The 24,529-nt window shown below is 62.5% G+C and carries 21 protein-coding genes and 2 tRNA genes; 12 read left to right on the top strand and 11 right to left on the bottom strand.

From position 1 onward, the window contains the following. Positions 1-247: 247 nt before the first annotated feature. Complete coding sequence (locus GXM19_RS03465) at positions 248-1,075, bottom strand: ATP-binding protein (protein WP_006234068.1); 828 nt, start codon at positions 1,073-1,075, stop codon at positions 248-250. Continuing rightward, entirely contained in the window at positions 1,072-2,325 is a 1,254-nt protein-coding gene (istA, locus tag GXM19_RS03460; protein WP_006235233.1) for an IS21 family transposase, read from the bottom strand. The genes GXM19_RS03465 and istA overlap by 4 nt, the downstream gene beginning before the upstream one ends. 249 nt (positions 2,326-2,574) lie before the next feature. Between istA and GXM19_RS03455 the strand changes: the two genes are divergently transcribed. Next, positions 2,575-3,855 carry an IS256 family transposase gene (locus GXM19_RS03455; RefSeq protein WP_006234240.1) on the top strand — a complete coding sequence of 427 codons (1,281 nt, stop codon included), beginning with the start codon at positions 2,575-2,577 and terminating at the stop codon, positions 3,853-3,855. Between the two features lie 90 nt (positions 3,856-3,945). Here the strand turns inward: GXM19_RS03455 and GXM19_RS03450 are convergent, their stop codons facing one another. After that, positions 3,946-4,914 (bottom strand): glycosyltransferase family 2 protein, encoded by a 969-nt coding sequence (locus GXM19_RS03450; RefSeq protein ID WP_040359934.1) that lies wholly within the window; start codon positions 4,912-4,914, stop codon positions 3,946-3,948. Positions 4,915-5,074: 160 nt separating this feature from the next. Here GXM19_RS03450 and GXM19_RS03445 point away from each other — a divergent pair, with 160 nt between their 5' ends. From GXM19_RS03445 to GXM19_RS03435, 3 genes are all read left to right on the top strand, one after another. Next, a complete protein-coding gene (locus tag GXM19_RS03445) occupies positions 5,075-5,920 on the top strand; it encodes an ABC transporter permease (RefSeq protein WP_239057650.1) in 846 nt (281 codons plus the stop codon). Between the two features lie 11 nt (positions 5,921-5,931). Continuing rightward, on the top strand, positions 5,932-6,699 hold the full coding sequence (locus GXM19_RS03440) for an ABC transporter ATP-binding protein (protein ID WP_006236046.1): 768 nt from the start codon (positions 5,932-5,934) through the stop codon (positions 6,697-6,699). Between the two features lie 54 nt (positions 6,700-6,753). Beyond that, positions 6,754-6,830 (top strand) — tRNA-Arg (locus GXM19_RS03435). 104 nt (positions 6,831-6,934) lie between these two features. Here GXM19_RS03435 and aroQ read toward each other — a convergent pair. From aroQ to aroF, 8 genes are all read right to left on the bottom strand, one after another. Beyond that, positions 6,935-7,372: a type II 3-dehydroquinate dehydratase gene (gene aroQ / locus GXM19_RS03430; RefSeq protein WP_006236047.1), complete on the bottom strand. Its 438-nt coding sequence runs from the start codon at positions 7,370-7,372 to the stop codon at positions 6,935-6,937. Between the two features lie 64 nt (positions 7,373-7,436). Further along, the gene (locus tag GXM19_RS03425; RefSeq protein ID WP_006236048.1) at positions 7,437-8,687 is read right to left on the bottom strand and encodes a shikimate kinase; all 1,251 of its coding nucleotides are present in this window, start codon (positions 8,685-8,687) and stop codon (positions 7,437-7,439) included. Then, the gene (pheA, locus tag GXM19_RS03420) at positions 8,688-9,833 is read right to left on the bottom strand and encodes a prephenate dehydratase (protein WP_006236049.1); all 1,146 of its coding nucleotides are present in this window, start codon (positions 9,831-9,833) and stop codon (positions 8,688-8,690) included. A gap of 53 nt (positions 9,834-9,886) precedes the next feature. Next, the gene (gene aroC / locus GXM19_RS03415) at positions 9,887-10,984 is read right to left on the bottom strand and encodes a chorismate synthase (RefSeq protein ID WP_006236050.1); all 1,098 of its coding nucleotides are present in this window, start codon (positions 10,982-10,984) and stop codon (positions 9,887-9,889) included. Position 10,985: 1 nt separating this feature from the next. Continuing rightward, positions 10,986-12,305, bottom strand: coding sequence for a 3-phosphoshikimate 1-carboxyvinyltransferase (aroA, locus tag GXM19_RS03410; RefSeq protein ID WP_006236051.1), 1,320 nt, complete (start codon positions 12,303-12,305; stop codon positions 10,986-10,988). Next, positions 12,299-13,405, bottom strand: coding sequence for a 3-dehydroquinate synthase (gene aroB / locus GXM19_RS03405; RefSeq protein ID WP_006236052.1), 1,107 nt, complete (start codon positions 13,403-13,405; stop codon positions 12,299-12,301). Before aroB ends, aroA begins: the two co-directional genes overlap by 7 nt. Positions 13,406-13,441: 36 nt before the next feature. Beyond that, positions 13,442-14,356, bottom strand: a complete 915-nt coding sequence (locus GXM19_RS03400; RefSeq protein ID WP_006236053.1) for a prephenate dehydrogenase — start codon at positions 14,354-14,356, stop codon at positions 13,442-13,444. Between the two features lie 3 nt (positions 14,357-14,359). Beyond that, a complete protein-coding gene (gene aroF / locus GXM19_RS03395) occupies positions 14,360-15,385 on the bottom strand; it encodes a 3-deoxy-7-phosphoheptulonate synthase (RefSeq protein ID WP_040359938.1) in 1,026 nt (341 codons plus the stop codon). 204 nt (positions 15,386-15,589) lie between these two features. Here aroF and GXM19_RS03390 point away from each other — a divergent pair. From GXM19_RS03390 to GXM19_RS03355, 8 genes are all read left to right on the top strand, one after another. Further along, a tRNA-Arg gene (locus GXM19_RS03390) sits at positions 15,590-15,666 on the top strand. Positions 15,667-15,741: 75 nt separating this feature from the next. Beyond that, positions 15,742-18,480 carry an HAD-IC family P-type ATPase gene (locus GXM19_RS03385; RefSeq protein WP_115596197.1) on the top strand — a complete coding sequence of 913 codons (2,739 nt, stop codon included), beginning with the start codon at positions 15,742-15,744 and terminating at the stop codon, positions 18,478-18,480. Positions 18,481-18,641: 161 nt separating this feature from the next. Continuing rightward, positions 18,642-19,796 (top strand): zinc ribbon domain-containing protein, encoded by a 1,155-nt coding sequence (locus GXM19_RS03380; protein ID WP_040359941.1) that lies wholly within the window; start codon positions 18,642-18,644, stop codon positions 19,794-19,796. 107 nt (positions 19,797-19,903) lie between these two features. Continuing rightward, positions 19,904-20,446 carry a peptidylprolyl isomerase gene (locus GXM19_RS03375; protein WP_006236059.1) on the top strand — a complete coding sequence of 181 codons (543 nt, stop codon included), beginning with the start codon at positions 19,904-19,906 and terminating at the stop codon, positions 20,444-20,446. Positions 20,447-20,457: 11 nt separating this feature from the next. Then, positions 20,458-21,762: a tetratricopeptide repeat protein gene (locus GXM19_RS03370; protein WP_050766182.1), complete on the top strand. Its 1,305-nt coding sequence runs from the start codon at positions 20,458-20,460 to the stop codon at positions 21,760-21,762. A gap of 127 nt (positions 21,763-21,889) precedes the next feature. Then, entirely contained in the window at positions 21,890-22,921 is a 1,032-nt protein-coding gene (gene mreB, locus GXM19_RS03365) for a rod shape-determining protein (protein WP_006236061.1), read from the top strand. A 78-nt stretch (positions 22,922-22,999) separates the two neighbouring features. Beyond that, positions 23,000-23,941, top strand: coding sequence for a rod shape-determining protein MreC (mreC, locus tag GXM19_RS03360; protein ID WP_006236063.1), 942 nt, complete (start codon positions 23,000-23,002; stop codon positions 23,939-23,941). An 11-nt stretch (positions 23,942-23,952) separates the two neighbouring features. After that, a complete protein-coding gene (locus GXM19_RS03355) occupies positions 23,953-24,519 on the top strand; it encodes a rod shape-determining protein MreD (RefSeq protein ID WP_040359971.1) in 567 nt (188 codons plus the stop codon). The last annotated feature ends 10 nt before the right edge of the window (positions 24,520-24,529 follow it).

Raw genomic sequence — 24,529 nt, 5'->3', positions numbered from 1 at the left:
GTTCTTTAACGGCGGCTTTTCTTGTTGATGGCTATCTGCGCAGTGGTGCCAATAGTATTTTGCGGAAGATCTTGATCGCGTCGAAAATGTTGGTGTAAGGGTGACGCCCCAGCGGCCGCTTAACGAAGAGCGGCCCTCGTTGTTAGCGTCGGAATAATTTAGCCAAATATAGTCGGCCGAGATTGACCAATCCCGGCCGACCCATTTTAGCCAACACGCCCGCATCTATGACTTTCCTATCGCATTCCTACATCCCCTCGGGCTGGATCCCCCTCACCTTCACCGCCTGGGGGACGGCCTCCACCGAGTAGGTGTCAAGCCCCCTGCCGCGGTAGCTCGGGCCCCGCATCACGAACACCGACGCCTTGTCGAACAGCCTGTCGAGGGCGCAGAGGAGCGTGTCGTCGCCCGTGAAGAACTCATCCCACCCGCTCGGGGCGATGTTGCTCGTGAGGACCATCGCGTTCGGCCCCTCCTTCTCGTAGCGCCTGTCGACGACATCGAAGAACAGGTCGGTGCACGGCCTGTCGTAGACGCATCTCCCCACCTCGTCAACGATGAGGCACGACGGCTTGACGAGCGAGGAGACGACCCGCGAGGTGTTTCCCCGCTGGACGGCCTTCTGGAACCTGTCCCTGAGCTCGGTCGCCTTTATGTAGTAGGTCTTGAGCCCCCGCATGCAGCACTCGCGCCCGTAGGCCTGCGCGAGGTGCGTCTTCCCTATGCCGCCGGGCCCGACGAAGGCGACGTTGCGGTGCGCGTAGAGGTCGGCCAGCGACGGGAGCTTGCCCAGCGCGGCCGCGTCCCGGCCCTGGATCCTGGAGAAGTCGAAGCCCTCGAAGGTCTTGGGCTCGCGCCTGGGCAGCCTGCTCAGCCTCAGCAGCGTCTCGATGGAGGCGAGCCTCCTCTTCTCCGCAAGGTAGGAGAAGGTGGCTGCCACGGCGGCCATCTCCCCGTCGCCGAGGTCGAGGTCCGAGGCGAGGGTCGCGAGCTCCTCCGCCCCGACGGCGATCCCGAGCCTCGACGCGGCGTCGCTCGCGAGCTCGTAGGGGCTCGCCCCCGCGCCCGCCATCATTCGGCCCTCCCGAAGTCGAACCTCTCGAAACCGGGTTTCGTCCTGGGCGGGGCGATTTGCTCGACCACGGTCCCCACCGGCTGGGTCGGCAGCTCCTCGGGCTGCGCCGGCGATGTCTCCCACTGCCCCTCGCACCAGCTGTCGGCGCCGGTGCCGACGGCGTGGGCGACGAGCTCGCGGGAGAGGTCGTCGCTGTATATGTGCACCACGCGCCCCTCCCGGTTCACCCTGCACTCGCGGCGGACGTACCAGTAGGGCACGCCGTAGCGGTGCCCCTCGAAGCTCACGAAGCCGTCGAAGGAGATCTTCCGGCGCGGGCACAGGTACCGCTCGACCTCGGCCGTGACCTCGAGCGGCCTGGTGTTCGCCGAGCACGCCGCCTCGTGCTCGCGCATCGGGACGCATGCCGCCGCGCGCCGCCAGCGGCCTCCCTGCTCGGCGCACCAGAGGGCGGCCTCCCGGTTGAGGGCGTCAAGGTCGGTAAAGGACCTTCCCGCGAGGAAGTTCCCCTTCACGAAGCGGACGAGCCTCTCCACCTTGCCCTTCGTATAGGGGTGGCGCGGCCTGCACAGCCTGGTGCGGAAGCCGACGACGCCCATGAACTCGGCGTAGTCGGCCTGCCAGACGGGCCGGCCGTCGGCATCGCGGCGGACGACCACGCTCTTCATGTTGTCGGTGAGCACGGTCGCGGGCACGCCCAGCGCCGAGAACGCGTGCAGCATCCCGATGAGGAGGTTCTCCTGGCGCGCGTTCGGGAAGAACTCGACGTGGGCGCCCCCGCAATGGTGGCAGACCATGGCGAAGCAGGCGATCCGCGCCCGCTCCCCGCCGGGGCGCTCGACCGCGACGAAGCCCCAGTCCATCTGGTAGGCCTCTCCGGGCGCCGTCCTGAAGCGCTGGCCGCGGCAGCCCTGCGGGGCCGCCTGCCGCCTCTTCGCGGGCACGAGGTCCCGGTGCGCGGCGATATAGGTCTTCACCGTGGTGAGGCCGCCGGCGTAGCCCTGGCCGAGCAGCCGCTCGAATATCACCTGCGAGTTGGTGACGCCCTTCCGCAGGAGGTCGTCCACCAGGCCGGTGTGGCCGGCGAGCACGCCCGGCGCGGCCCTCCTCCCGCTGTTCCCGTGGGGCAGGGCCCTGAACCCGTGTGCCCTGACCGTCCTCGCGCGGGAGCGGGTGAGCCCCGTCCTCCTGCAGAACTCCGCGAGGTTGCATGCCTGCGGGTCGAACCCGTCGCCCTCCTCCGCGGCCATCTCCCGGAGCGCCGCGTCTATAATCTCCTGTAGGTCATCGTGTCTCTCGTTCACCTCAATGGTCCTCCTAACGCCGGCGTGTTGGCACCACCAGCGTAGTGGCGGCGGGGAGGCACGGTGGCCATTATTCGGTGACCGGGATTGGTCAAAATAGTTTGACTATTAGCGGCTAAAATCGCCCGGCGCTAACATCGTCCTAGAATCTGAAATCACCACAACAACAGGTTCTAGGAAAGGACGAAGACCGCTATGGAAATCTTATCAGACCCGACGCCGGACATGCTCGCCATGCCCCGTTTCGACGACGGCGCCATCGACATGCAGGAGCTGCTCAGGCGTCTCGCCGAGCAGGTCGTGAACGCCGTGATGGACGCCGAGGCCGACCAGCTCTGCGGTGGCGGGGGGAACAGCCGAAACGGCTACCGCGAGAGGTCGCTCGCCACCTGCGTCGGCACGCTGACGCTGCGCATCCCCAAGCTGCGCTCCGGCAGCTTCTTCCCCGAGGACGTGCTCGAGCGCTACCAGCGCGTCGACCGCGCCCTCGTGGCCGCCGTGGCCGAGATGTACGCCACGGGCACCAGCACCCGCAAGGTGCAGAGGGTGGCCGAGAAGATGGGCGTCTCCAGACTCTCGAAGGACCAGGTGAGCGCCATCGCCTCGAGCCTGGACGCAGACATCGAGGACCTGTGCGCAAGGCCGCTCGGCGGCTCGCCGGTGCCCTACGTCTGGCTCGACGCGACCTACGTCAAGTGCCGCCGCGAGGGGCGCGTCGCCTCCACCGCCGTGGTCACCGCCATCGGCTGCGATGCGGGCGGCTGGAGGCGCGTCCTGGGCGTCGACGTGGTCGACACCGAGTCCTACGACTCGTGGCTCGCCTTCCTGCGGGCTATCCGCTCGCGCGGGGCGGCGGGCGTGCGGCTCGTCGTCTCGGACGCCCACCCGGGGCTCGTCCGGGCGCTCGGCGAGGTCTTCCAGGGCGCCGCGTGGCAGCGCTGCGCGGTCCACCTCATGCGCGACTGCATGCGCGAGGCCGGCTCCTGGCAGCTCAGGCGCCGCGTGGGCAGGATCGTGTCGCAGGTGTTCCGCGGGCGCGACGCCGCCACCGTGACGGCCATGTACCACGCGGCGTGCGACATGCTGGAGGGGTGCTGCCCCAGGGCGGCGGCGGTGCTGGAGGAGGCCGAGCCCGACGCGCTGGCCTACCTCGACTTCCCGCCGACCCACTGGAAGCGCCTGCGCACCAACAACGTGCAGGAGAGGACCAACCGGGAGATAAAGCGCAGGTCGCGCGTCGTGCAGGTGTTCCCCTCCACGGGCTCGCTGGTGCGGCTCGCGGGCGCGGTCATGTGCGAGCAGGACGAGATATGGCAGGAGTCCAGGTACTTCTCGGAGGTGAGGATGAACGAGCTCTACGATGACGGTCGCACTCGGGGAATCGACGGTCCCGTCGATTGGGCGCGGCTTGAGGCGGAGGCCAGGAAGATGCTCGAGTCCGGCCTCGAGCTTGCGGACAGGGTCGAGGCGGCATAGGATATCAACCGTATTCCAGATTCCAGGACGCCGGGCCGACTCGCTTCGGATGGGGCTCTACACCAACTTTCTCGACACTACCAAGATCTTTCACTCGCTTGGCGTGGTGGCGGACCTGCCGGGCTGGTCATCGTAGGCGTATTTGCTGTACACGTTGACCTCCCACTGCTTTTTTTCGACCTTTGCCACGGAATCGAGGATGAAGCCGGTCGCAAGGCTCAGACCGCACAGGAACATAAACGACGCGGCGAGCATGGCGGTGGGGAAGCGCGGAACGAGGCCGGTCTGGAAATACTCGACAACGATGGGCGTGCCCAAGGCGAGGCCGATCATCGCAAACAGAAGCGCGACGAGGCTGAAGAACTTCAGAGGGCGGTAGTCCTTGAACAGCGTGCCAATCATCGCAACGACTTTAATGCCGTCGCTTACGGTATTGAGCTTGGACTCGGAACCTTCCGGACGGTCGCGGTACTCGATGGGCACATCCTTGATGCGCCAGCGGTGGTCGACGGCGTGGATCGAGAGCTCGGTTTCGATCTGGAAGCCCTCGGAAAGCACAGGGAAGGTTTTAACGAACGGGCGGCTCATGGCACGGTAGCCGGTCATGACATCATCGAAGCTGTAGCCATAGATCCACTTGATCATGGCACGGACCAGATTGTTGCCAAAGCCGTGGAAGGCACGCTTGTTCTCCTCGGCATAGGTGCCGTTGGAAAGGCGATCGCCTACGGTCATGTCGGCCGTGCCGCTGAGGATAGGCTCGCAGAGGGCTTTGGCCGCCTCGGCGGGGTAGGTGTCGTCGCCGTCGACCATCAGGTAGCAATCGGCGTCGATGTCGCGAAACATCTGGCGGCACACGTTGCCCTTTCCCTGACGGGGCTCAAAGCGGACCGTGGCGCCGTGCTCGGTGGCGATGCGTGAGGTATCGTCCGACGAGTTGTTGTCATAGACATAGACCGTCGCTTGCGGAAGCTCGCGGTGAAAGTCGTCGATGACTTTGCCGATCGTGAGCGCTTCGTTGTAGCAGGGGATGATGACGGCGATGGATTCAGAATTCACTCAATGCTCCTTATACATTCAATCCTTGAAAGTATAGCCGTTTGGTCATGGCATCCTAAGATGTGGGTTAGTTCTCCAGTTTTGTTGCGTGAATCGTTTGCATGGTCGTCGGGTCTATACTGTTCGTTTGTCAACGATTACGAGTAAAGGAGTTGCATCCGTGTCGGATCAGACAAAGCAACAAGAAACTCGCAGTCTGCCTGCGACGTTTGCTAAGAACGAATTTGAGAAGGATGCGTTTATCCTTCGTCAGCTGGTTACCAAGGATTTTAAGATCAAGTATCGCCGTAGCGTTCTGGGCGTCGCATGGTCGGTGCTCAACCCGCTGCTGATGATGATCGTCATGGCCATCGTGTTCTCGACGATTTTCGCCCAGGGCCGCAATGGCTCAATTACGCCCGAGATGTACCCGCTGTACTTGATCGTGGGTAACGTCACCTTTGCCGTCATGTCCGAGTCTACGAACCAGGCCCTGACGTCGATCGTGGGCGCGGCTCCGCTGCTCAAGAAGGTTAAAGTGCACCGCTGGGTCTTCCCGGTGCAGAAGGTGCTCTTCTCGTTGGTCAACTTTGCCTTCTCGCTGGTCGCCGTTGCCATCGTTATGCTGTGGTTCCACGTTATGCCTTCTTGGCACCTGATTCTGCTGCCGGTCTGCCTACTGCTGCTTATGTGCTTCTGCATGGGCCTGGGCATGATGCTCTCCGCTCTCACGGTCTTCTTCCGTGATGTCATGCATCTGTGGAGCGTTGTCATCACGGCGTGGACCTATATCACGCCCATCTTTTGGACGACCGATTTTGTTGCGCAGATGCCCCATATTGTCCGTATCTTGGTATATGCGAACCCCATGTACAACTATCTGCAGTTTATGCGCGATATCTTCCTGTTCCAGACCACGCCTTCGCTTATGACGTTTGGCATGTGCGTTGCTTGGGCGGTTCTTGCGCTTGCCATTGGCTATACCGTGTTCCATAAGTCCGAGCGTAAGTTCATCCTCTACATCTAAGGAGTGCTGTGATGACTGAATCTGTTGTTGATTACAGCGAGCAGCCTCTGGCTGTCGAGGTCGACGACGTCACCATGATCTTTAACATGGCGTCCGAGTCGCTGACCAACCTCAAGGAGTACTTCATTAAGCTTGCCAAGCACGAGCTGTTCTTTGAGGAGTTTCGGGCGCTTAAGCACATCTCGTTCGATATTCATCGCGGCGAAGTTGTGGGTCTGGTCGGCACCAATGGTTCCGGCAAGTCTACGATGCTCAAGATCATCGCTGGCGTGCTTGAGCCCAGTGAGGGCAGCGTTAAGGTGCACGGTAACATCGCGCCGCTGATTGAGCTTGGTGCCGGCTTTGACCCCGAGCTGACCGCCCGCGAGAACATCTATCTGAACGGTGCCCTGCTCGGCTACACCAAGGAGTTCATCGACGCCAACTTTGACGGCATTATCGAGTTCGCTGAGCTGCAGAACTTTGTCGACATGCCGCTTAAGAACTTCTCCTCGGGCATGGTGGCGCGTATTGCCTTTGCAATCGCGACGATCACCGAGCCCGATATTCTGATCGTTGACGAGACGCTGTCCGTCGGCGATGTGTTCTTCCAGCAAAAGTGCGAGGCGCGTATTCAGCACTTTATCCAGAGCGGCGACGTGACGGTTCTGTTCGTTTCGCACTCCATGGAGCAGGTTGAGCGCATCTGCCAGCGCGCCGTTTGGATTGAGAAGGGCGACCTTCGCATGGACGGCCCGGTTGATGAGGTCTGCAAGGCGTACCGCGAGCAGTTCAACTAGGTTATAATTACTAGCGCCTGGCACGCGTGCGCGTGCTTGGGCGTGCGGTTATTTGCTCCATTAGCTCAGTTGGATAGAGCAGGGGACTTCTAATCCCAAGGTCGACGGTTCGAATCCGCCATGGAGCACCATCGTTTATTAAGCCCGGACCGCTTGGTGGTCTGGGCTTTTTTCATCTTGTGTGTTGCTGGAGCCGAGCGCGAGCAAGCCGCTGCTGTTTGTTGGGGTTGGCATTTTACTTTTCGAGATGCTCTTTCAGCAGCTCCAACGCGTGGGCGTAGCCTTGGAGGCCCTCTCCGGTGATGGTGGCGAAGCAGGCCAGACGGGCGTAGCTCACCTGGCGGAAGTCTTCGCGGGTCTCGACTGCGCTAATGTGGACCTCCACGGCCGGGATGGCGACGGCTTTGAGCGCATCGAGGATCGCCACGCTCGTATGTGTGTAGGCGGCCGGGTTGATGACGATGCCGTCGACCTTGCCGTAGGCCTCCTGAATCTTGTCGACGATGTTGCCCTCGTGGTTGGACTGGAAAACCTCGACCTCGTCGAAGCCCTGTGCAGTGCCCGCTTCCTGGCAGATCTGCACTAAGCGGTCGTAGTTGTCGCTGCCATAGATGCCTGGCTCGCGAATGCCGAGCATGTTGAGGTTGGGGCCGTTAATGACGAGTGCTTTCATGGTTGCTTCCTTTGCGGTTGAAAAACCACCACAAAGGTGCCTGTCCCCTTTGTGGTGGTTTTGGTTAGAGAGCGGGTGGGAGGGTGTCGAGGAGGGCATGGGCGGTGTTGGCGGCGCAGTCGCGTGAGTCGATGATGTAGTCGGCCCAGGTGCGGTAGCGCGGCATACGCTGCTCGGCCAGCTTGTCGATGCCGTCGCGGGCGGTGATAGGGCGTCCCTTGTGGGCGAGTTCGTCGAGCTTGCGGTTGAGCAACACGATCTGGCTGTTCTGGTGCAGCAGCGGATAGTTCTCATCGCGCGTTACCACGCCGCCGCCGGTGGAGAGCACCAGGCCACTGCGCTTGGAGATGTCGGCCAGCGCTGCCGTCTCCTGCTCGCGGAAGGCCGCCTCGCCGCGCTCGACGATAAAGTCGGCGCAGGGCATGTCTAGGCGCTCTTCGAGGGCTCGGTCCAAGTCAATGTGCTCGCGGCCTGTGAGCTGGGCGATCTGCTCGCCCACGCGGGTTTTGCCCGAGCCCGGCATGCCGATGAGCGCGATGTTCTGCTCGCGGCGGGACAGGCGCTCCGTTACGTCCAGGATGCGCTCGCGCGGGGTGGCTTGGCCGGTGTAACGCTCGACAGCCTGTGCCGCCTGTGCCACAAGCATGAGCAGGCCGCCGATGTAGGGGATGCCGCGGCGCTCGGCCTCGAGCATCAGACCCGTGCGGGCGGGGTTGTAGACAATGTCGATGACGCCCTCGAGCGCATCGAGGCCTTCGAGCGTGCAGGGAGCGTCGGGGCAGTGGGGGAACATGCCGGCGGGCGTGCAGTTGACGAGCAGTGCCGCATCGGATTGCTGCGCGATGTTGCCGTAATTGATCTCGCTCGTGCGACCCACGGGTACGACGATGGCGCCCAGGTCGCCGAGCACCATGCTGGCCGTGGTACCGGCACCGCCGGTGGCACCGAGCACGAGGACTTTCTTGCCGGCAACCTCTACGCCCAACTCTTCGACCAGGCACCGAAAACCAAAGTAGTCGGTATTGTCGCCACGCAGGCGACCGTCAGGTAGGCGTGTGATGGTGTTGACGTTGCCCATGCGCTCGGCCAAGGGACTCAGCTCGTCCAGATATTCCATGACGGCGCGCTTGTAGGGGATGGTCACGTTGGTACCTTCCCACTCGTCGCCCGTCATAAAGGCTTCAAGATCCTCGGGCTCGCGTTCAAAACGCACGTATTCGAGCCCCGCGAGCTCCTTGTAGATGGTCGGGGTGTAGCTGTGGCCTAGCACACGGCCCAGGACGCCGTAGGGGCGGGTTGCGGCGGTATCGGTCATCTAGAGCGCCTCCGTGTAGCTGCCAAAGTAGGTGAAGCTCTCGCACACGTCGTCGATCGAGTCGAGCAAGTCGTCGAGGGCCTTGCTGCCAAAGGGGCAGTCCAGGTCAAAGTAGAACATAAACTCGAAGTCGCGCCCGGGGATGGGGCGGCTCTCGAGCTTGATGAGGTTGATGTTGAGCGCGTAGAAGCGCTCGAGTACGCGATAGAGCGCGCCCGGCTCGTTGGCCGTGGTGATCATGAGCGAGGTGCGGTTGGCACCGGGATAGACGCGCGGTTCGCGGCTGATGACGACAAAGCGCGTGTAGTTGTTGTCCGAGTCCTGGATGTTGGGCTCCAGCACCTCCAGACCATACAGCGCGGCACAGCTGCGCGAGGCGATAGCGGCGACGTCGGTGCGTTCGGAGTTGGCGACCATCTCGGCCGACATGGCGGTGTTGGGGTACTTGGTGGCATGCAGGCCGTGGCCCTCGATAAAGCCGGCGCACTGGGCGATGGCCTGGCCGTGGCTGTAGACCTCGCGTACGCTCTGGAGTTTGGTGCCGGGTTTGACGAGCAGGTTGTGGTCGATCTTGAGGCGCAGCGAGCGCACGATATGGAAGTCGAACTGTGCGAGCAGGTCGTAGACGGCGTTGACAGAGCCAGCGGTTGAGTTTTCGATGGGCAGCACGCCAAACTCGCAAAAGCCGTCGCGTACGGCGCGCATGACGCCCTCAAAGGTCTCAAAGAACGCGATATCGGGCACGTCGAAGAGCTTGCATGCGGCGATCTGGCTGTAGGCGCCCTCAACGCCCTGACAGGCGACGGTGGCCGTCTGGGGGAAGGGTGTGTTAAAGGCTGCGGCCGTGGCATGGGCCTTTTGCGACACCGTGATGCCTTCGAGCTCGTTGATGTAGCGCTGCTGCTCGGCCTTGCTCATGCTCATGAGGAGGCGGAACAGAGCGATGGTCTGAGCCTCGTAGCGCTCGGGTGCGCGGCCGGCGAGGTTGTTGAGTTTGGAGCGCTCACGGGCGGGGTCAAAGACGGCCTTGCCCATCTCGATCTTGGATTTGGCGACTTCGGTGGCAATGTCCATGCGCTCGACGAAGCTGTTGAGCAGGGTGGTGTCAATGCCATCGATGGCCTGGCGAATATCGGCAAGGTCCATGGAGGCCCCTTTCACGTAACGGCTGAGTTGGCAGGCAACCCAGGTGAGTCGGGTTAGCGCTGGGCGGCGTCCTCGAGGAGGGCGTCCCAAATCGCGAGGGCGGCGGCTGCTTCGGCTACGGGGACGGCGCGCGGGACGATGCAGGGATCATGGCGGCCGTGGACCGAGAGCTCGGCATTTTCCATGGCGTCCATGTCCACGGTCTGTTGCTCGCGACCGATGGAGGGCGTCGGCTTTACGGCCATACGCCACATGACGGGTGCGCCTGTGGAAATACCGCCCAGGATGCCGCCGGCGTTGTTGGACTCGACCGCAATCTCGCCGGTCTCGGCATCTACGCGGTACGGATCGTTGTTCTCGCTGCCGCGCATAGCGGCCACGGCAAAGCCCATGCCAAACTCCACACCCTTTACGGCGGGAATGCCAAACGCGATTTGTGCGATGCGGTTCTCGATGCCGTCGAACATGGGGTCGCCGATGCCCGCGGGAAGCCCGTAGATGCCGCACTCCACGATGCCACCGATGCTGTCGAGCTCGTCGCGTGCGGCCAGAATCTCCTCGCGCATGCGACCGGCAGCTGCGGCGTCAATGCAGGGCAGGTCGTTTGTAAGGGTCGCCTTGCGGTCGGCCTCGCGATAGACCATGTCGTCCATGGGCAGGTCGGAGATACCGCCGATTTGCGCGACGTGCGCCATGACCTTGATGCCACGGGCCTCGAGTGCCTGCAGCGCGATGCCGCCGGCGATGCATAGGGGGGCCGTCAGACGACCGGAGAAGTGTCCGCCGCCGGCGACGTCGTGCATGTTGTGGTACTTCACGCGCGCCGGAAAGTCTGCGTGCCCGGGGCGGGGCTTGCGGCGCAGCTCGGAATAGTCCTTGGAGCGCGTGTTGGTGTTCTCGATGATCGCTGCGATGGGTGCGCCGGTGGTGTGCCCATCGACCACACCGGCAATGATATGCGCGGCGTCGGCCTCACGGCGCTTGGTTGCGGTCTCGTCGCGACCGGGGGCGCGACGGTCCAAAAAGGCCTGCAGCTGCTCCTGGTCAACGGCGATACCAGCAGGAATGCCGTCGAGTGAGCAGCCGATAGCAGGGGAGTGCGACTGGCCAAAGATGCTCAGATGCAAAACGTTGCCAAAGGTCGAGGACATGCTATTCCTCCTCGAGCGTGACCTTGCCGCCCAGCAGGCGGTAGTGGTCAAAGAAATCGGGATAGGACTTGTTGACGGCCTCGGCGCCGTGGATCACGACATCGCCGGTAGCACGGCTCGCGGCGATGGCGGCCATCATGGCGATGCGGTGGTCGTTGTGCGAATCGACCTCGCCGCCGGTAAAGGCGTCGACACCCTTGATGATGAGGTCGTCACCGGCAATGCGTACCTGCGCCCCCAGTGCGGTGAGCTCGCGGGTGGTAGTGGCCAGACGGTCGGATTCCTTGATGCGCAGGCGGGCGCAATCGCGGATAAACGTGCGGCCCTGCGCCAACGATGCCACGGCAGAGATAACGGGCACCAAGTCGGGGATGTCGTGCGCGCTCATCTCAAAGCCGGCGAGCTTGTCGGACTGCACGGTGGCGGCGTTAGTGGAGCGCACGATGCGAGCGCCAAAGCGCGAAAGCGCGGCGAGCACGTTGCGGTCGCCCTGCGCGGAGCTGAGCGACACACCCTCGACGGTGATGGGGTCGGAGCCGATGGCGCCGGCACACAGCCAAAAGGCGGCGTTGGACCAGTCGCCTTCGACGGCCACGCTGCCAGGCGTGCGGTAGGAGCCGCTGTTCACGCGGAAGTTCGTGACCTCGGGCTGGCCGTCCTTGGCCGGAATACGCTCGACGTTGACCTCGACTCCGAAGGCCTTCATGGCCTGGATGGTCAGGTTGATATAGGGGCGGCTCTCGATAAGGCCGGTCACCTGCACGCAGGAGGGCTGGGCCAGAAGTGGGGCTGCCAGCAGCAGACCGGAGATGTACTGCGAGCTCACGTTACCCGGCAGGATAAAGGTGCCCGGGCGCATGCGGCCGCTTGTCTTGAGCGGAAAGCCGCCCAGCCCCTGCAGGTCGCAGCCGGCGGCAATGATCTCGTCGGAGAGCGGGGAGAGGGGGCGTGCGCCCAGACGACCCCGGCCCACAAAGGTGGCCTCTGCTCCCAGCGCGCAGGCGACGGGCAGCATAAAGCGGAGCGTGGAGCCGCTCTCGCCGCAGTCGAGCGTGCCGCCGGCAAGTGCCTTGAGCAGGCCGAACTCAATACTCTTCATAGTGGGATGGACTTGGAAGCCGTCCTCGACGGTCTCGATACGGGCGCCCAGGGCCGTGAGGCAGTGCACTGTGGCCTCGATATCGGCGCAGGTGGTGTTGCAAGTGACGTGCGTCTCACCGTTGGCGAGCGCAGCGCAGATGATGAGACGATGCGCCATCGACTTGGATGCGATAGCGGGAACGGTGCCCTTGAGCGGGGAGGGGGTGATGCGGGCTAGCATGCTGATGCGTCTCCCTTCTGGCCGAGGCCCTCGGCAATTAAATCATGGAAGGTTGAAAGCGGCGTGCGGTCGATGCTGCAGCGGCCAATGCCGTGCGGAATCACCAGGTCGATGGTGTCACCAGCGCGTTTTTTGTCGTGCAGCGCCTCGGCAAAGATGGCGTCGGCGGATAGCTCGCAGCGGGTCTTGAGGCCATGACGGGCGCAGAGCTCTTCGATGCGCGCGGGCAGTGCAGCGTCGCAAATGCCGTGCAGGGCCGCGGCACGCGTGATGATACCCATGCCGATCGACACGCAGTTGCCGTGTCCTAGCTCAAAGTGCTCGCAGGCCTCGACGGCATGTCCGGCGCTGTGTCCAAAGTTGAGGAGCTTGCGCTGGTTGGTCTCGCGTTCGTCGGCAACGACCACGGCGCGCTTGATGTCGATATTGCGGGCGATGATGAGCGCCACGCGGGCCACGTCCTGGTTAAGCAACTCCAGCGTGAGCGGGGTCTTCTCGAGCTCATCGAAGAGCTCCGGATCGGCAATCACGGCGTGCTTGACGACCTCGCCGCAGCCGTCGGCGAACTGCTCGGGCGTGAGGGTGGCCAGGCACCCTACGTCGGCGATAACCACGCTCGGCTGCCAAAAGGCTCCGGCGAGATTTTTGCCGGCGGCCAGGTCGATGGCCGTCTTGCCGCCCACCGACGAGTCCACCATGGCGAGCAGACTCGTGGGGATCTGCACAAACTTGCAGCCGCGCATGTAGGTGGCGGCCACAAAGCCGGCCACGTCGCCCACGACGCCGCCGCCGAGCGCCACGATCACGTCGGAGCGCGAAAGCTCATGCTCGGCAACAAACTCAAGAATGGTAACGTAGGTCTCGGCGCGCTTGTGTGCCTCGCCGGCCTCGAAGGTGCAAATGCTTACCTCATAGCCTGACGCCTCCAGACTCTGCTTGACGGGCATCTGGTAGAGCGGACCCACGTTGGTGTCTGTCACAATGACGGCGCGTGATCCGCCAGCGGTGGCGCGAACGAGCGGCCCTGCCTGCTCCAGCAAAAAGGTGCCCACGTGTACCTGGTAGGGGCGTGCGGTGTCGATATCGATGGTAATCGCCATAAGCTATGGTCCTTTCGACCTGGCGTGATAGGTGGTCTAGTGGGCGCTCTCGTCGTCGAGTGCGCGCTTGATGCGATCGCCCTCGGCTAGGAGATTTTCCAGATAGCGCTGGTCGCGATCCTTGAGCGCGTGGCTGTAGGCGCCGAGCGCATCGATCAGGTGGTCGATCTCGAAGGCAAGCGCGTCGGCGTCGTCAATCATGAGTTCGGACCACATCTGCGGGTTGAGGTGGGCCACGCGGGTGAGATCGCGGTAGCTACCGGCCGAAAAGCCGTGGTGGACCTGGGCGGTGGGGCTCTTTACGTAGGCGTTAGACACCACGTGCGCGAGCTGGCTCGTAAAGGCGATCACGCGGTCGTGCTCGGCGGCGGTGGTCACGCTGAACTTGCCAAACCCCAAGGGACGCACCATCTCGCGCACCTGGCCCAAGAGCTCCAGCTTAAGGGCATCGTCTACCGCGGGCGGAACGAGCACGAGCGGTGCGCCCTGGAACAGGTCGGCGCGGGAGTGCGCGTAGCCCGAGAACTGGGTGCCCGCCATGGGGTGGGCGCCCACAAAGTAAAAGCCGTGCTCGCGTGCGAGCTCAAAGGCCCGCTCACACACAATGCCCTTGACGCCCACGGTGTCGATCACCACGGGACCCATGATGGCCTCGGTGTCGGTAGCGTCGGCGAGCGCCTGGGCGTGCTCCTCGAGCCACTCGATGCATCCTTTAGGATAGCAGGCAAGGACGATGATGTCGCACTCACCGAGCGTCTCGTCGTTGAGCTCGCCGGCGACGGTACCCATGCTGGCGGCCGTCATCACGTCATCGTCGGGGTCCCAGGCCAGCACGCGGACGCCCGCCTGCGCATAGCCGCGGGCAAAGCTGCCGCCGATGAGGCCCAGGCCCACGATACCGGCACACTTGGGGCCGCCCTGGTTGACGCGTGCGTTTCTCACCGTACCCATGGGCTACTCCTGAACGGTCTCTTGGCAGACGACCTCGCGGATGGCACGGATGCGGTGCATGGTGTCGTCGAACTGGTCGGGCGTGAGGGCCTGGGCGCCGTCAGACCAGGCGTGGCTCGGGTCGTCGTGGACCTCGATCTCCAGGCCGTTGGCGCCACAGGCGGTCGCAGCGAGCGCCATGGGCTCGACATAGCGGGTGTAGCCGGTGGCGTGGCTGGGGTCGGCGACGACGGGCAGGTGCGACAGGTGGTGCAGCACCGGCACGGCGTTGAGGTCGAAGGTATTGCGGGTGCGGGTCTCGAAGGTGCGAATGCCGCGCTCACACAGGATGACGTTGTCGTTGCCCTCGCTCATGATGTACTCGGCAGCCATGAGCAGCTCGTCGACGGTGCCGGACATGCCGCGCTTGAGCAGGATCGGGGTCTTGGTCTTGCCGACCTCCTTGAGCAGGGGGAAGTTCTGCGCGTTGCGGGCGCCGATCTGCATGACGTCGATCTTCTTATCCAAGAAGACCTGCACGTCGCGCGGGTCCATGATCTCGGTGACGATCGGCATGTCGAGCTCGGCGGATGCCTCGCATAGCAGGTCCAGGCCGGCGGGGCCCATGCCCTGGTAGGCGTAAGGGGAGGTGCGGGGCTTGTAGGCGCCACCGCGCAGCATCGTGGCGCCGGCGGCCTTTACGCGGCGTGCGATGCGAATGAGGTTCTCGCCCTCGACGGAGCAGGGGCCTGCGATGACCTGGAACTGGTCGCCGCCGATCTTGACGCCGTGGCCGCAGTCGATGACGGAGTCCTCGGGGTGGAACTTGCGGTTGGCACGCTTAAAGGGCTCGGAGACGCGCTGCACGCGCTCGACGACATCCATGGACTCGAGCAGGAACGGGTCGATCTTGGTCGTATCGCCCACCAGGCCGATGATGGTCTCGTTCTCGCCGCGCGAGACGTCGGTCTTGAGACCCTTCTTCTCGATCCAGCTGACGATATGGCCGACGGCCTCGTCGCTGGCGCTCTGCTTTAAAATTGCAATCATGGTGTGCCTCTCACCTCGATGGATAACTTTTGCAAAAACGGCCCGCATCGCGAGCCGTGTATATATGGTGCATGTGAGTTTATACTAATTGTTTCACTTTTGCGTTCTAAAGTGAGCCTCTGCGCCGTGTCTCCCACGTAATTGCAAAGCTTTTTCTATTCTTTTGTTAGCCCGTGGCGCACTTGGGTATAATGCCAACCGTTCGCCCTATTAGCTCAGGGGATTAGAGCGTCTGCCTCCGGAGCAGAAGGCCGTTGGTTCGAATCCAACATGGGGCACCATCGAACGTAAGACCGTCCGAACCTCGCATGGTCCGGGCGGTTTTCTTATACCGACGCGACGTGATGGGACGTGGTATGGCAGCAACGGATATCGAGCGCGGGCTTTCGACCGCCGAGGTCGAGGAGCGCATCGCCGCCGGTAAGATCAACCGCAACATGGAGCTCAAGATTAAATCGGTCCGCGAGCTCATCATCGAGAACCTCTGCACACTGTTTAACTTGATCAACGCTGTCTTGGCGATTCTGGTGTTGCTGACCGGTTCGTTTAAGAACCTGACGTTCCTGTTCGTGGTGTTCCTCAATACCGCCATCGGCGTCATCCAGTCCATGCGCTCCAAGAAGATGGTCGATAAGCTCACGCTTTTGACCTCTAAGAAGGCCATCGCGGTGCGCGACGGTGCCGAGGTGGAGCTCGACTTGGACCAGATCGTGCTCGACGACATCATTCGCCTGGGGCGCGGTGATCAGATTCCTGCCGACGCCGTGGTGGTATCGGGCGAGGCGCTCGTTAACGAGAGCCTGCTGACGGGCGAGAGCGATCTCATTAAAAAGCAGCCCGGCTCCGAGCTCATGAGCGGCAGCTTTATCGACTCGGGTCTGCTGCGCGCCCGCGTGATCCATGTTGGCGCCGATAACTACGTGGCAAAGATCAACAACGAGGCCAAGTACGTCAAAAAGGTCAATTCCGAGATCATGAACGCGCTCAACGCCATCGTGCGCTTCGCGAGCCTCATTATGATTCCGCTCGGCCTGGCGCTCTTTGCCTCGAGCGTGAGCGAGCTGTGGGATGCCGCCGGTACGCCGGGCGACAGCGCACTTTCGTGGTGCTTTTCCGAGCTGCTTGCCGGTCGCGTGCCCTCGTCGGCGCTGCTGTCTACGGTGGGTGCTCTTTTAGGCATGATTCCGCAGGGCCTGGTGCTGCTGACCTCGTCGGTGCTTGCCATCGCCACGGTGCGTCTGGCGCGCCGCAAGGTACTCGCGCAGCAGCTCTACTGCATCGAGACCCTCGCGCGCGTCGACGTGCTGTGCTTGGACAAGACAGGCACCATCACGTCGGGTCGCATGGAGGTTGAGGGCACCTATCCGTTGCCTGTTGAGGGTGTTGGTTTTGGCGCGGATTCGGACGAGGCGGCTGTTCCCGTCGAGACCACAGTCCTCGATTTTGCGCTCGCCAACGTGGCGCGTGCCACCTCGGCAGACGCCAACGAGACCTGTCAAGCGCTGCTTAACTATTACGCCGACCGCCCGGTAGAGGTGTCCGAGCCGCTGGCGGTCATTCCGTTCTCGTCGTCCAAAAAGTGGAGCGGCGCCTCGTTTGCGCAGGGCTCCTATGTGATGGGCGCGGCGCAATTTGTGCTTTCGGAGCGCGCCTTTGCGCAGGTCGAGAACCGTGTGGCCGAGCTCGCCGACACCTGCCGCGTACTTGTTGTGGCGCGCGTGGACGGCTTTACGCCCGACGGCGATATGGTTGGCGAGGCCGAGCCCGTGGGCTTTGTGACTATTCGCGACGAGATCCGTACCTCGGCCGCCGAGACCATCGGCTACTTTAACGAGCAGGGCGTGACCCTCAACGTGATCAGCGGCGACGACCCGCGCACGGTGTCGTCGATCGCGCGCGTGGTGGGCGTTCCGGGGGCCGATGCCTACGTCGACGCCACGACGCTCGATACGCCGTCCAAGATTGATGCCGCGGTGGATCGCTACCACGTCTTTGGCCGCGTGACGCCGCAGCAGAAGCGCGAGCTCGTGCACGCGCTCAAGCGTCGCGACCATACCGTTGCCATGACGGGCGACGGCGTCAACGACGTGTTGGCGCTCAAGGAGGCCGACTGCTCTGTGGCCATGGCCGCCGGTTCCGATGCTGCGCGCAACGTGGCCGAGATCGTGCTGGTCGACAATGATTTTGCCTCGATGCCCGCCGTGGTGGCCGAGGGCCGTCGCTCCATCAACAACTTGCAGCGCTCTGCGGCGCTGTTTCTGACCAAGACGCTGTTCTCGATGGGCTTGGCGGCGCTGTGCATCGCGTTTCCGCCATATCCCTTCGAGCCGATTCAGATGACACTCATCAACTTCTTCTGCATCGGCGCGCCGGGCTTTGTGCTGGGTTTGGAGCCCAATAATGCCCGCGTGAAGGGGTCATTCTTGACCAACGTGCTCAAGCGTGCGCTGCCGGCGTCGCTGGCGGTCATAATGGCTGCGGCGCTCGATATCTTTGTGGCGCGCGTGTTCGGCTTTAACCGGCTCACGCTTTCGACCATGTGCCTGCTTACGTCGTGTGCGGCGAGCGTGAGTCTGATCTGGCGTATCTCGCAGCCGCTTACGCCCTTGCGTGTGGTGCTTTTTGTGTTTGTCGTCGTCGGCATCCTGGCGGGTGTTATCGGATTCCCGCAGCTGCTGTCCATCGCCAACCTGTCGACGGGTGAGGCGGTTATCTTACTGGCGATCATCGTCTTTACCTGCACGGTGTTCTTTAAGCTCGCCACGATGATGGATTCGCTTAAGCCGCGTCGTCGCCATGCTGCCACCGGCTTTGGCCGCGGCGTTCGCGTCCGTCTGGGTCGTGGCGGCGGCAAGGTGAGCTCGACGGGCTCAACTGCCCAGCGTTTTGCCAAGCGCGTCGCCGCCGATATGGCGCAGCGCCGTGAGGAGCGCACCGCTCGCGAGGCCGAGGTTCGCGCGCTCGAGGGTGTGGAAAAGGCCCAGCCCAAGAAAAAGAAGGGCACGGGCGTCACTCGCTCGCGTGTGACCAAGTCCGCCCAGGGCATTAAGGTCTCGATGCCGAGCAAGAAGAAAAAGCCCGCAAATAAAGCCTAGCTTCAGTCGCCTGGGGATGATTTTCTAATCCCCGTCCCAGAATAATCATCCCTCCACAAAGACTATCCTGGCGATGTTGAATTGGTGCCTTGCTTCTGTGGGGGCGTGGCGATGCTATGCTCTAACCTCGACTGTATGAATTGCTCCGAAAAGAGGAAGCCGTGATCTGCCCGCATTGCCTTAAGACTATAGAAGACGGCGCCTCGTTCTGCCCCTACTGCAACGCATACGTTGGTCCAGGCGACGGTCCCGAGCATACCGAGTTCGTGTTCTGCGATGGTTGCGGGGCACGCCTGTCCCCGCACGATCGCACCTGTCCCAAGTGCGGGCGCCCCGCCCCGGGCATCCTTTCTAAAGACGCGGCCGCATCCGATTTGGCGGCAGGCCGCACGGCCGGCTTCCCGCGCTTGACGCAGGAGCAGATCGATACTGAGGTGCCCCATGCGCCGGCCTCTGCCGCCGCGGTGCTCTCGGATGCCGCCGATCCCAACGAGACCTGCGTGCTGCCGGCCTTCGACAAGGATTTTGGCATCCCCAAGGTCGATATCCCCACACCGGTGTCCCTGCGCGATGATGTCCAGCCCAAAAAGCAAAAGGCCAAGCGCAAGGTCCATCCCGACGAGGATGCCTATCACAAGCACAAGCGCCATATCCCCAAACCGCTTATCGTCATCGCGGTGCTCGCCGCCGTGTGCGGTGGTGCGTATTGGTTTGTGACTGCCGATCCTATGGGCGTCATGCCCGGCTTCTACGACCAGTTTGGCCAGGCTGCGCAGACGACCTTCCCCACGCGCCAAAAGGGCGAGGCGACCGAGGACGATACCAAGCAGGACGATTCTGCCGAGGTAGTCCAGGAAGAAACCGTGCTGACCGATGATCAGCTCTATACCAGGCTCGACGGTCTGTATCAGACCATCGTGTCCTACGGTGACGAGGACCAGATTGGCGAGGTCATCGATTCCTTTAACAACGGCTATCTCCGAACGCCGCTGTCCACCCGTCAGGAGCTGTCGCAGAGTGCTTACGCCCTGCGCGACCAGATTAAAAAGACGCAAGATGAGCTCAGCAACCTTAAGTACCAGGACGATACGGTCTATGCGGACGACATTGCCCACTTAAAGCAGCTTGCCGAGTGGATGTATGAGCGCGTCGACGTGATCTGCCAGAGTTGGGACATCTCGCTGGCCATTCCCGATGGCGAGTCGATGAGTTCTCACCAAAGCGAGATCCTGGCGCCCATCGCTCAGAGTGGCAACAGCGCGCTTAATCAGTACGACGCCAACGTGGGCTCCTGGAAGCCGCAGCAGCGTTCCTAAAATTAGTTCGCCATAGTCGGCATAACCTACGTGCGCAATTGATGTAAGCGCATGCTTATTGCTACAATTCGTACAAATATGCTTTAAACGCACGAGGAAGGAACCACATGTTTGGTTTTAAGAAAGAGCTCTACACGCCCGAGTATCAGCTTGCCGGCGACGAGTGCGCCGTTATCGAGACGTCGAAGGGTACCATCAAGGTCAAGTTTGACGGCGAGGGCGCTCCCATTCATGTCGCGAACTTCTGCGAGCTTTCTACGATGGGCTTCTATGATGGCCTTAAGTTCCATCGCTATGTGCCCGGTTTTGTCATCCAGGGCGGCGACCCCAATACCCGCGATATGTCCGGCGCCGACGTCGCCGCTGGTCTTGAGGGCCCCGACGGCATGCCCGGTACCGGTGGCCCCGGCTACTGCATCAAGGGCGAGTTTGCCACTAATCCGCGCAACAGCCATGTCGATGGCGCCCTTGCCATGGCACGCTCCATGGACCCCGATTCCGCGGGTTCGCAGTTCTACTTCTGCCTGGGCGCCCAGCATAACCTCGATTCCGGTTACACCGTCTTTGGTACCACGGTCGAGGGTCTCGATGTGATTTCGCAGCTGCGTGCCGGCGACGAGATCGTCCATGTCGAGATTGTTCACGAGTAAAGGGGACTTCCTTGAATAGCCAGCTGATCCAACAGGGCCGCGCCGCTTACCGCGCGGGTGATTTTTCCGCTGCAGCCCAGATGCTTGGGGCGGCAAAGACTCCCGATGAGATTATGGGCGAGGCCGATCACCTTCGTGGCAACGCCTTGATGCACCTGGGCATGTATGCCGAGGCCGCCGAGGCTTATGCTGCCGCCCTCAACGACGGCACCTACGGCAAGCGCGGCGCGCTGCTCACCAACCGCGGCAAGGCGCTCGCCGCCGTGGGCGACTACACGACGGCCGCCCAGGCGTTCTCTGCTGCTACGCAGGATGCTTCCTATGCCACGCCGTTCAAGGCCTATCTGGGCCTGGGTAACGCGCTGTTCCAGTCGGGCGACTATGCCAACGCAGGTACTGCCTTCCGTCAGGCCGCCATCGACGGCGCCAATCCGGCTCCTGCCGCCGCACTCGGCGAGCTTGGCCGTTGCTTCATTAAGCTCGGCCGTCCGGCGGATGCCGTGGAGACCTACCGCACGGCTATCGACTTTGCCGGCCCCCGCGACGATACGCGTGCGCTCAACGCCGGCATGGGTCAGGCACTTTCTGCCGCCGGCCGTCCCTCCGACGCACTCGACGCCTTTAACGCCGCTACTGCCGATGGCATCTACCAGCTCACCTCCGAGCAGGCCGATGAGCTTGCCCGCGTGCACGATTCGCTTGCCGCGCTGTCTGCCCAGACGGCTATGGCCACGGCTCCGGCGCCCGCGATGGACGCTCCTGCCGTCGATCCGCTCGATCCTACGGGCGCGACCGGTCAGTTTATGCCCGATCCCTCGGACACCGGCTTCTTTACGCTGTCCGAGTCCGAGATGGTCCAGCAGGACCGTCAGGATCGTAAGCAGGCCAAGGTCCGTCGTCGCCATCGCCACACGGGTCTCAAAGTCTTCATCGTGCTGCTTCTGCTCATTTTGATCGCCGCGGGCGGTCTGGGCTTTGTCTACACGCGCGGCTTTGGCTTCCCGTCCCAGGAGTCTGTCGTTACCGATCTGTTCCAGGCTGCCGGCGACGGTGACACCGCAAAGGCCGAGTCTTGCCTGGCATCGAGCCTGTCCGAGGACGCTAAGTCGATGATCATCTCCTCGATTCCGCAGGGTGCCACCGTGTCCGTCGAGGGCATGGATCAGTCCATGACCGAGACGACCGCTAAGGTGAAGGCATCGCTGTCCAAGGGCGGCGAGCAGGAGTACACCGTCAAATTCGTGCGCTCCGACAACCATATCGGCTGGGCCGTTTCCTCGCTCGATATGGATTTCTCGGCTGCTGACAACCAGTAGTGACCTTATGGGATTTAGCTTTGCCCGGCGCTTCACCGCAAGTGAGGTGCCGGGCTTGCGCTAGTATGATGAGCTAGTAGTTTTCCAGCAATCATCCAACACATCAGGAGTTGCGTTGTTTTCTTTGATGGATATGTTCTTCGGTAGCTATGCGGGCGATCTTGCCATCGACCTCGGCACCGCAAATACGCTTGTCTCCGTGCGCGGCAAGGGCATCGTCATTCGCGAGCCCTCTGTAGTCGCCATCGACAAGAACGACGAGCGCATCCTGGCGGTCGGTATCGAGGCAAAGCGCATGCTCGGCCGTACGCCCGGCAACATCGTGGCTGTTCGTCCCCTGAAGGACGGCGTCATCGCCGACTTCGATGTTACCGAGGCCATGCTTCGCTACTTTATCGACAAGGCGTCCGAGAAGCGCTATCCGTGGACCCCGCGCCCGCGCGTTGTCGTCTGCGTTCCCTCCGGCGTCACGTCGGTCGAGAAGCGTGCTGTCTTTGAGGCCACGATCCAGGCTGGCGCTCGCCAGGCCTATCTGATCGAAGAGCCTATGGCCGCCGCTATCGGCGCCGACCTGCCCGTCGAGGAGCCTACCGGCTCCATGGTCATCGACATCGGTGGCGGTACCACCGAGGTTGCCGTTATCGCTATGGGCGGCATCGTCGTCTCGCAGTCCATCCGTATTGCCGGCGACGAGTTCGATCAGGCCATCCTCACGCACGTTCGCGATGCCTACAACTTGGCCATCGGCGAGCGTACGGCAGAGGACATCAAGATCAAGGTCGGCTCCGCCGTGCCGCTCAAGGACGAGCTCGACGTCGAGGTCAACGGCCGCGACGTGATCACCGGTCTGCCCAAGACCGTGCGCATCGAGAGCGAGGAGATTCGTCGCGCACTCAACAAGCCGCTCGACGAGATGGCCAAGGCCGTCAAGGACGCGCTCGACGCTACGCCTCCCGATCTTGCCTCGGACCTTATGTACTACGGCATTTTGCTGACCGGTGGCGGCGCGCTGCTGCGCGGTCTCGACGTGCGCCTGCGCGATGAGACCGGCGTTTCGGTCAACGTCAGCCCCACGGCGCTCGATAACGTTGTTAACGGCTGTGCCCGCGTGCTCGAGGCCAATGCGTTTGATGGCGGCTTCGTCCAGACCAATGCTTAATTTCCAAAAGGTGGATTTCATTTGGCACGATCTTCGGGTTTCTCCACAAATCTGAATACCAAGCGACAATCAACGGGTATGCGCCCGTTGATTGTTTTCAGCCTGATTTCGGTGTTGCTGCTCACGTTTTATATTCGTGAGGGCGAGGCTGGGCCGATTCATGCCGTGCGTTCGGGCGTAACGACGATTACCTCGCCGGTGCGCTTTGTGGGTTCGGCTGTGGCGGCTCCCTTCAATGCCATCGGCAACGTGTTCTCTAACCTTACGGCGTCGCAGGACACGCTCGACGAGCTTAAGAAGCAAAACGAGGAACTGACCTCTAAGGTTGCCGAGCTCTCCGAGTCTCAAAAGACCGCCGAGCGTCTGGAGGGGCTGGTCGGCCTGCAGTCGACCTATAACCTCAAATCGACCGCTGCTCGTATCGTTGGTGCCTCGGGCGATGCCTGGACCTCGACCGTTACCATCGACAAGGGCTCTGCCGACGGCCTTACCATCAACATGCCCGTGACGAGTTCTGCCGGTGTTATCGGCCAGATCATCGAAGTCTCGGCCAAGACGTCCACCGTGCGCCTGATTGGCGACGAGAACTCGGGTGTGTCCGCCATGGTACAGGACACGCGCGCCCAGGGCATGCTGCAGGGTCAGGCTGACGGCACGCTGCGTCTTGAGTACGTGAGCGTCGACTCCGACGTTAAGGTTGGCGACATCATCGTGACCTCGGGCATCGGCGGTGTGTTCCCCAAGGGTCTACCGCTCGGCACCGTCTCGTCGGTTGAGAAATCGGCAAACGACGTGTACTACACCATTGTGGTGCGCGCTCAGACCACGGCCGAGAACAACGAGGAAGTGCTGGTCATTACCTCGCTGACCGATGAACAGTCGTCCTCGGATGAGGACGTGAGCACGGCCAACAGCACGCCGCAGGGAACGTCGCGCGATGCTGCAACCAAGACGAAGGACGAGAGCTCGGATGACAGTTCCGACACGTCCGAGACGACCGATTCTGGCTCGAACGAATAGGGGGCATGTCCATGGATCTACACGAGCAGGGGATGAGCTCCCGCACGTTTGTGATCGCTGCCATCGTGTGCGTGCTGCTGCAGGCAGGCCTGGCACCGCAGATCTCCATTGCGGGTGGTCGCGTCAACTTCATGATTATCCTGGTGTGCCTAAGCGTGTTCTCGGGCGACCCGACCCGTGCCGTCGTGTGCGGTTTTTGCAGCGGCTTGTTTTATGACCTGTCCGCTGCCGTGCCGGTGGGCGTTATGTCGCTCCTGCTGACCGTGGGTTCTTTTGCCCTGGTGCACAGTGCCGTCGGTCAGACGGGCGGTAGCCCGAGTGCGCGCGGCGTCACCGTGGGCGCCTTCGCGCTCGTCATTAATGTGATCTACAGCATCATCTTGCTGTTTATGGGTTTGGAGACGAGCTTTGTCGTGGCGATCTTCGGCCATGCACTGCCGTCCTCGATCCTGACGGGTCTGGTTGCCATTCCGTTTTTGATGTCCGGCGTCGTGCCGCAGTCCGGCTATGGATTCTCCGCGCGTGGCGGACGCCAGACGGGTATGCGCTTTAAGCCCAAGACCCGCAAGCTCAAATAGGGGAGGCCCG

This window comes from Collinsella aerofaciens ATCC 25986 (assembly GCF_010509075.1).
Lineage (GTDB): Bacteria > Actinomycetota > Coriobacteriia > Coriobacteriales > Coriobacteriaceae > Collinsella > Collinsella aerofaciens.
This window is presented reverse-complemented; position numbering and strand designations above follow the sequence as displayed.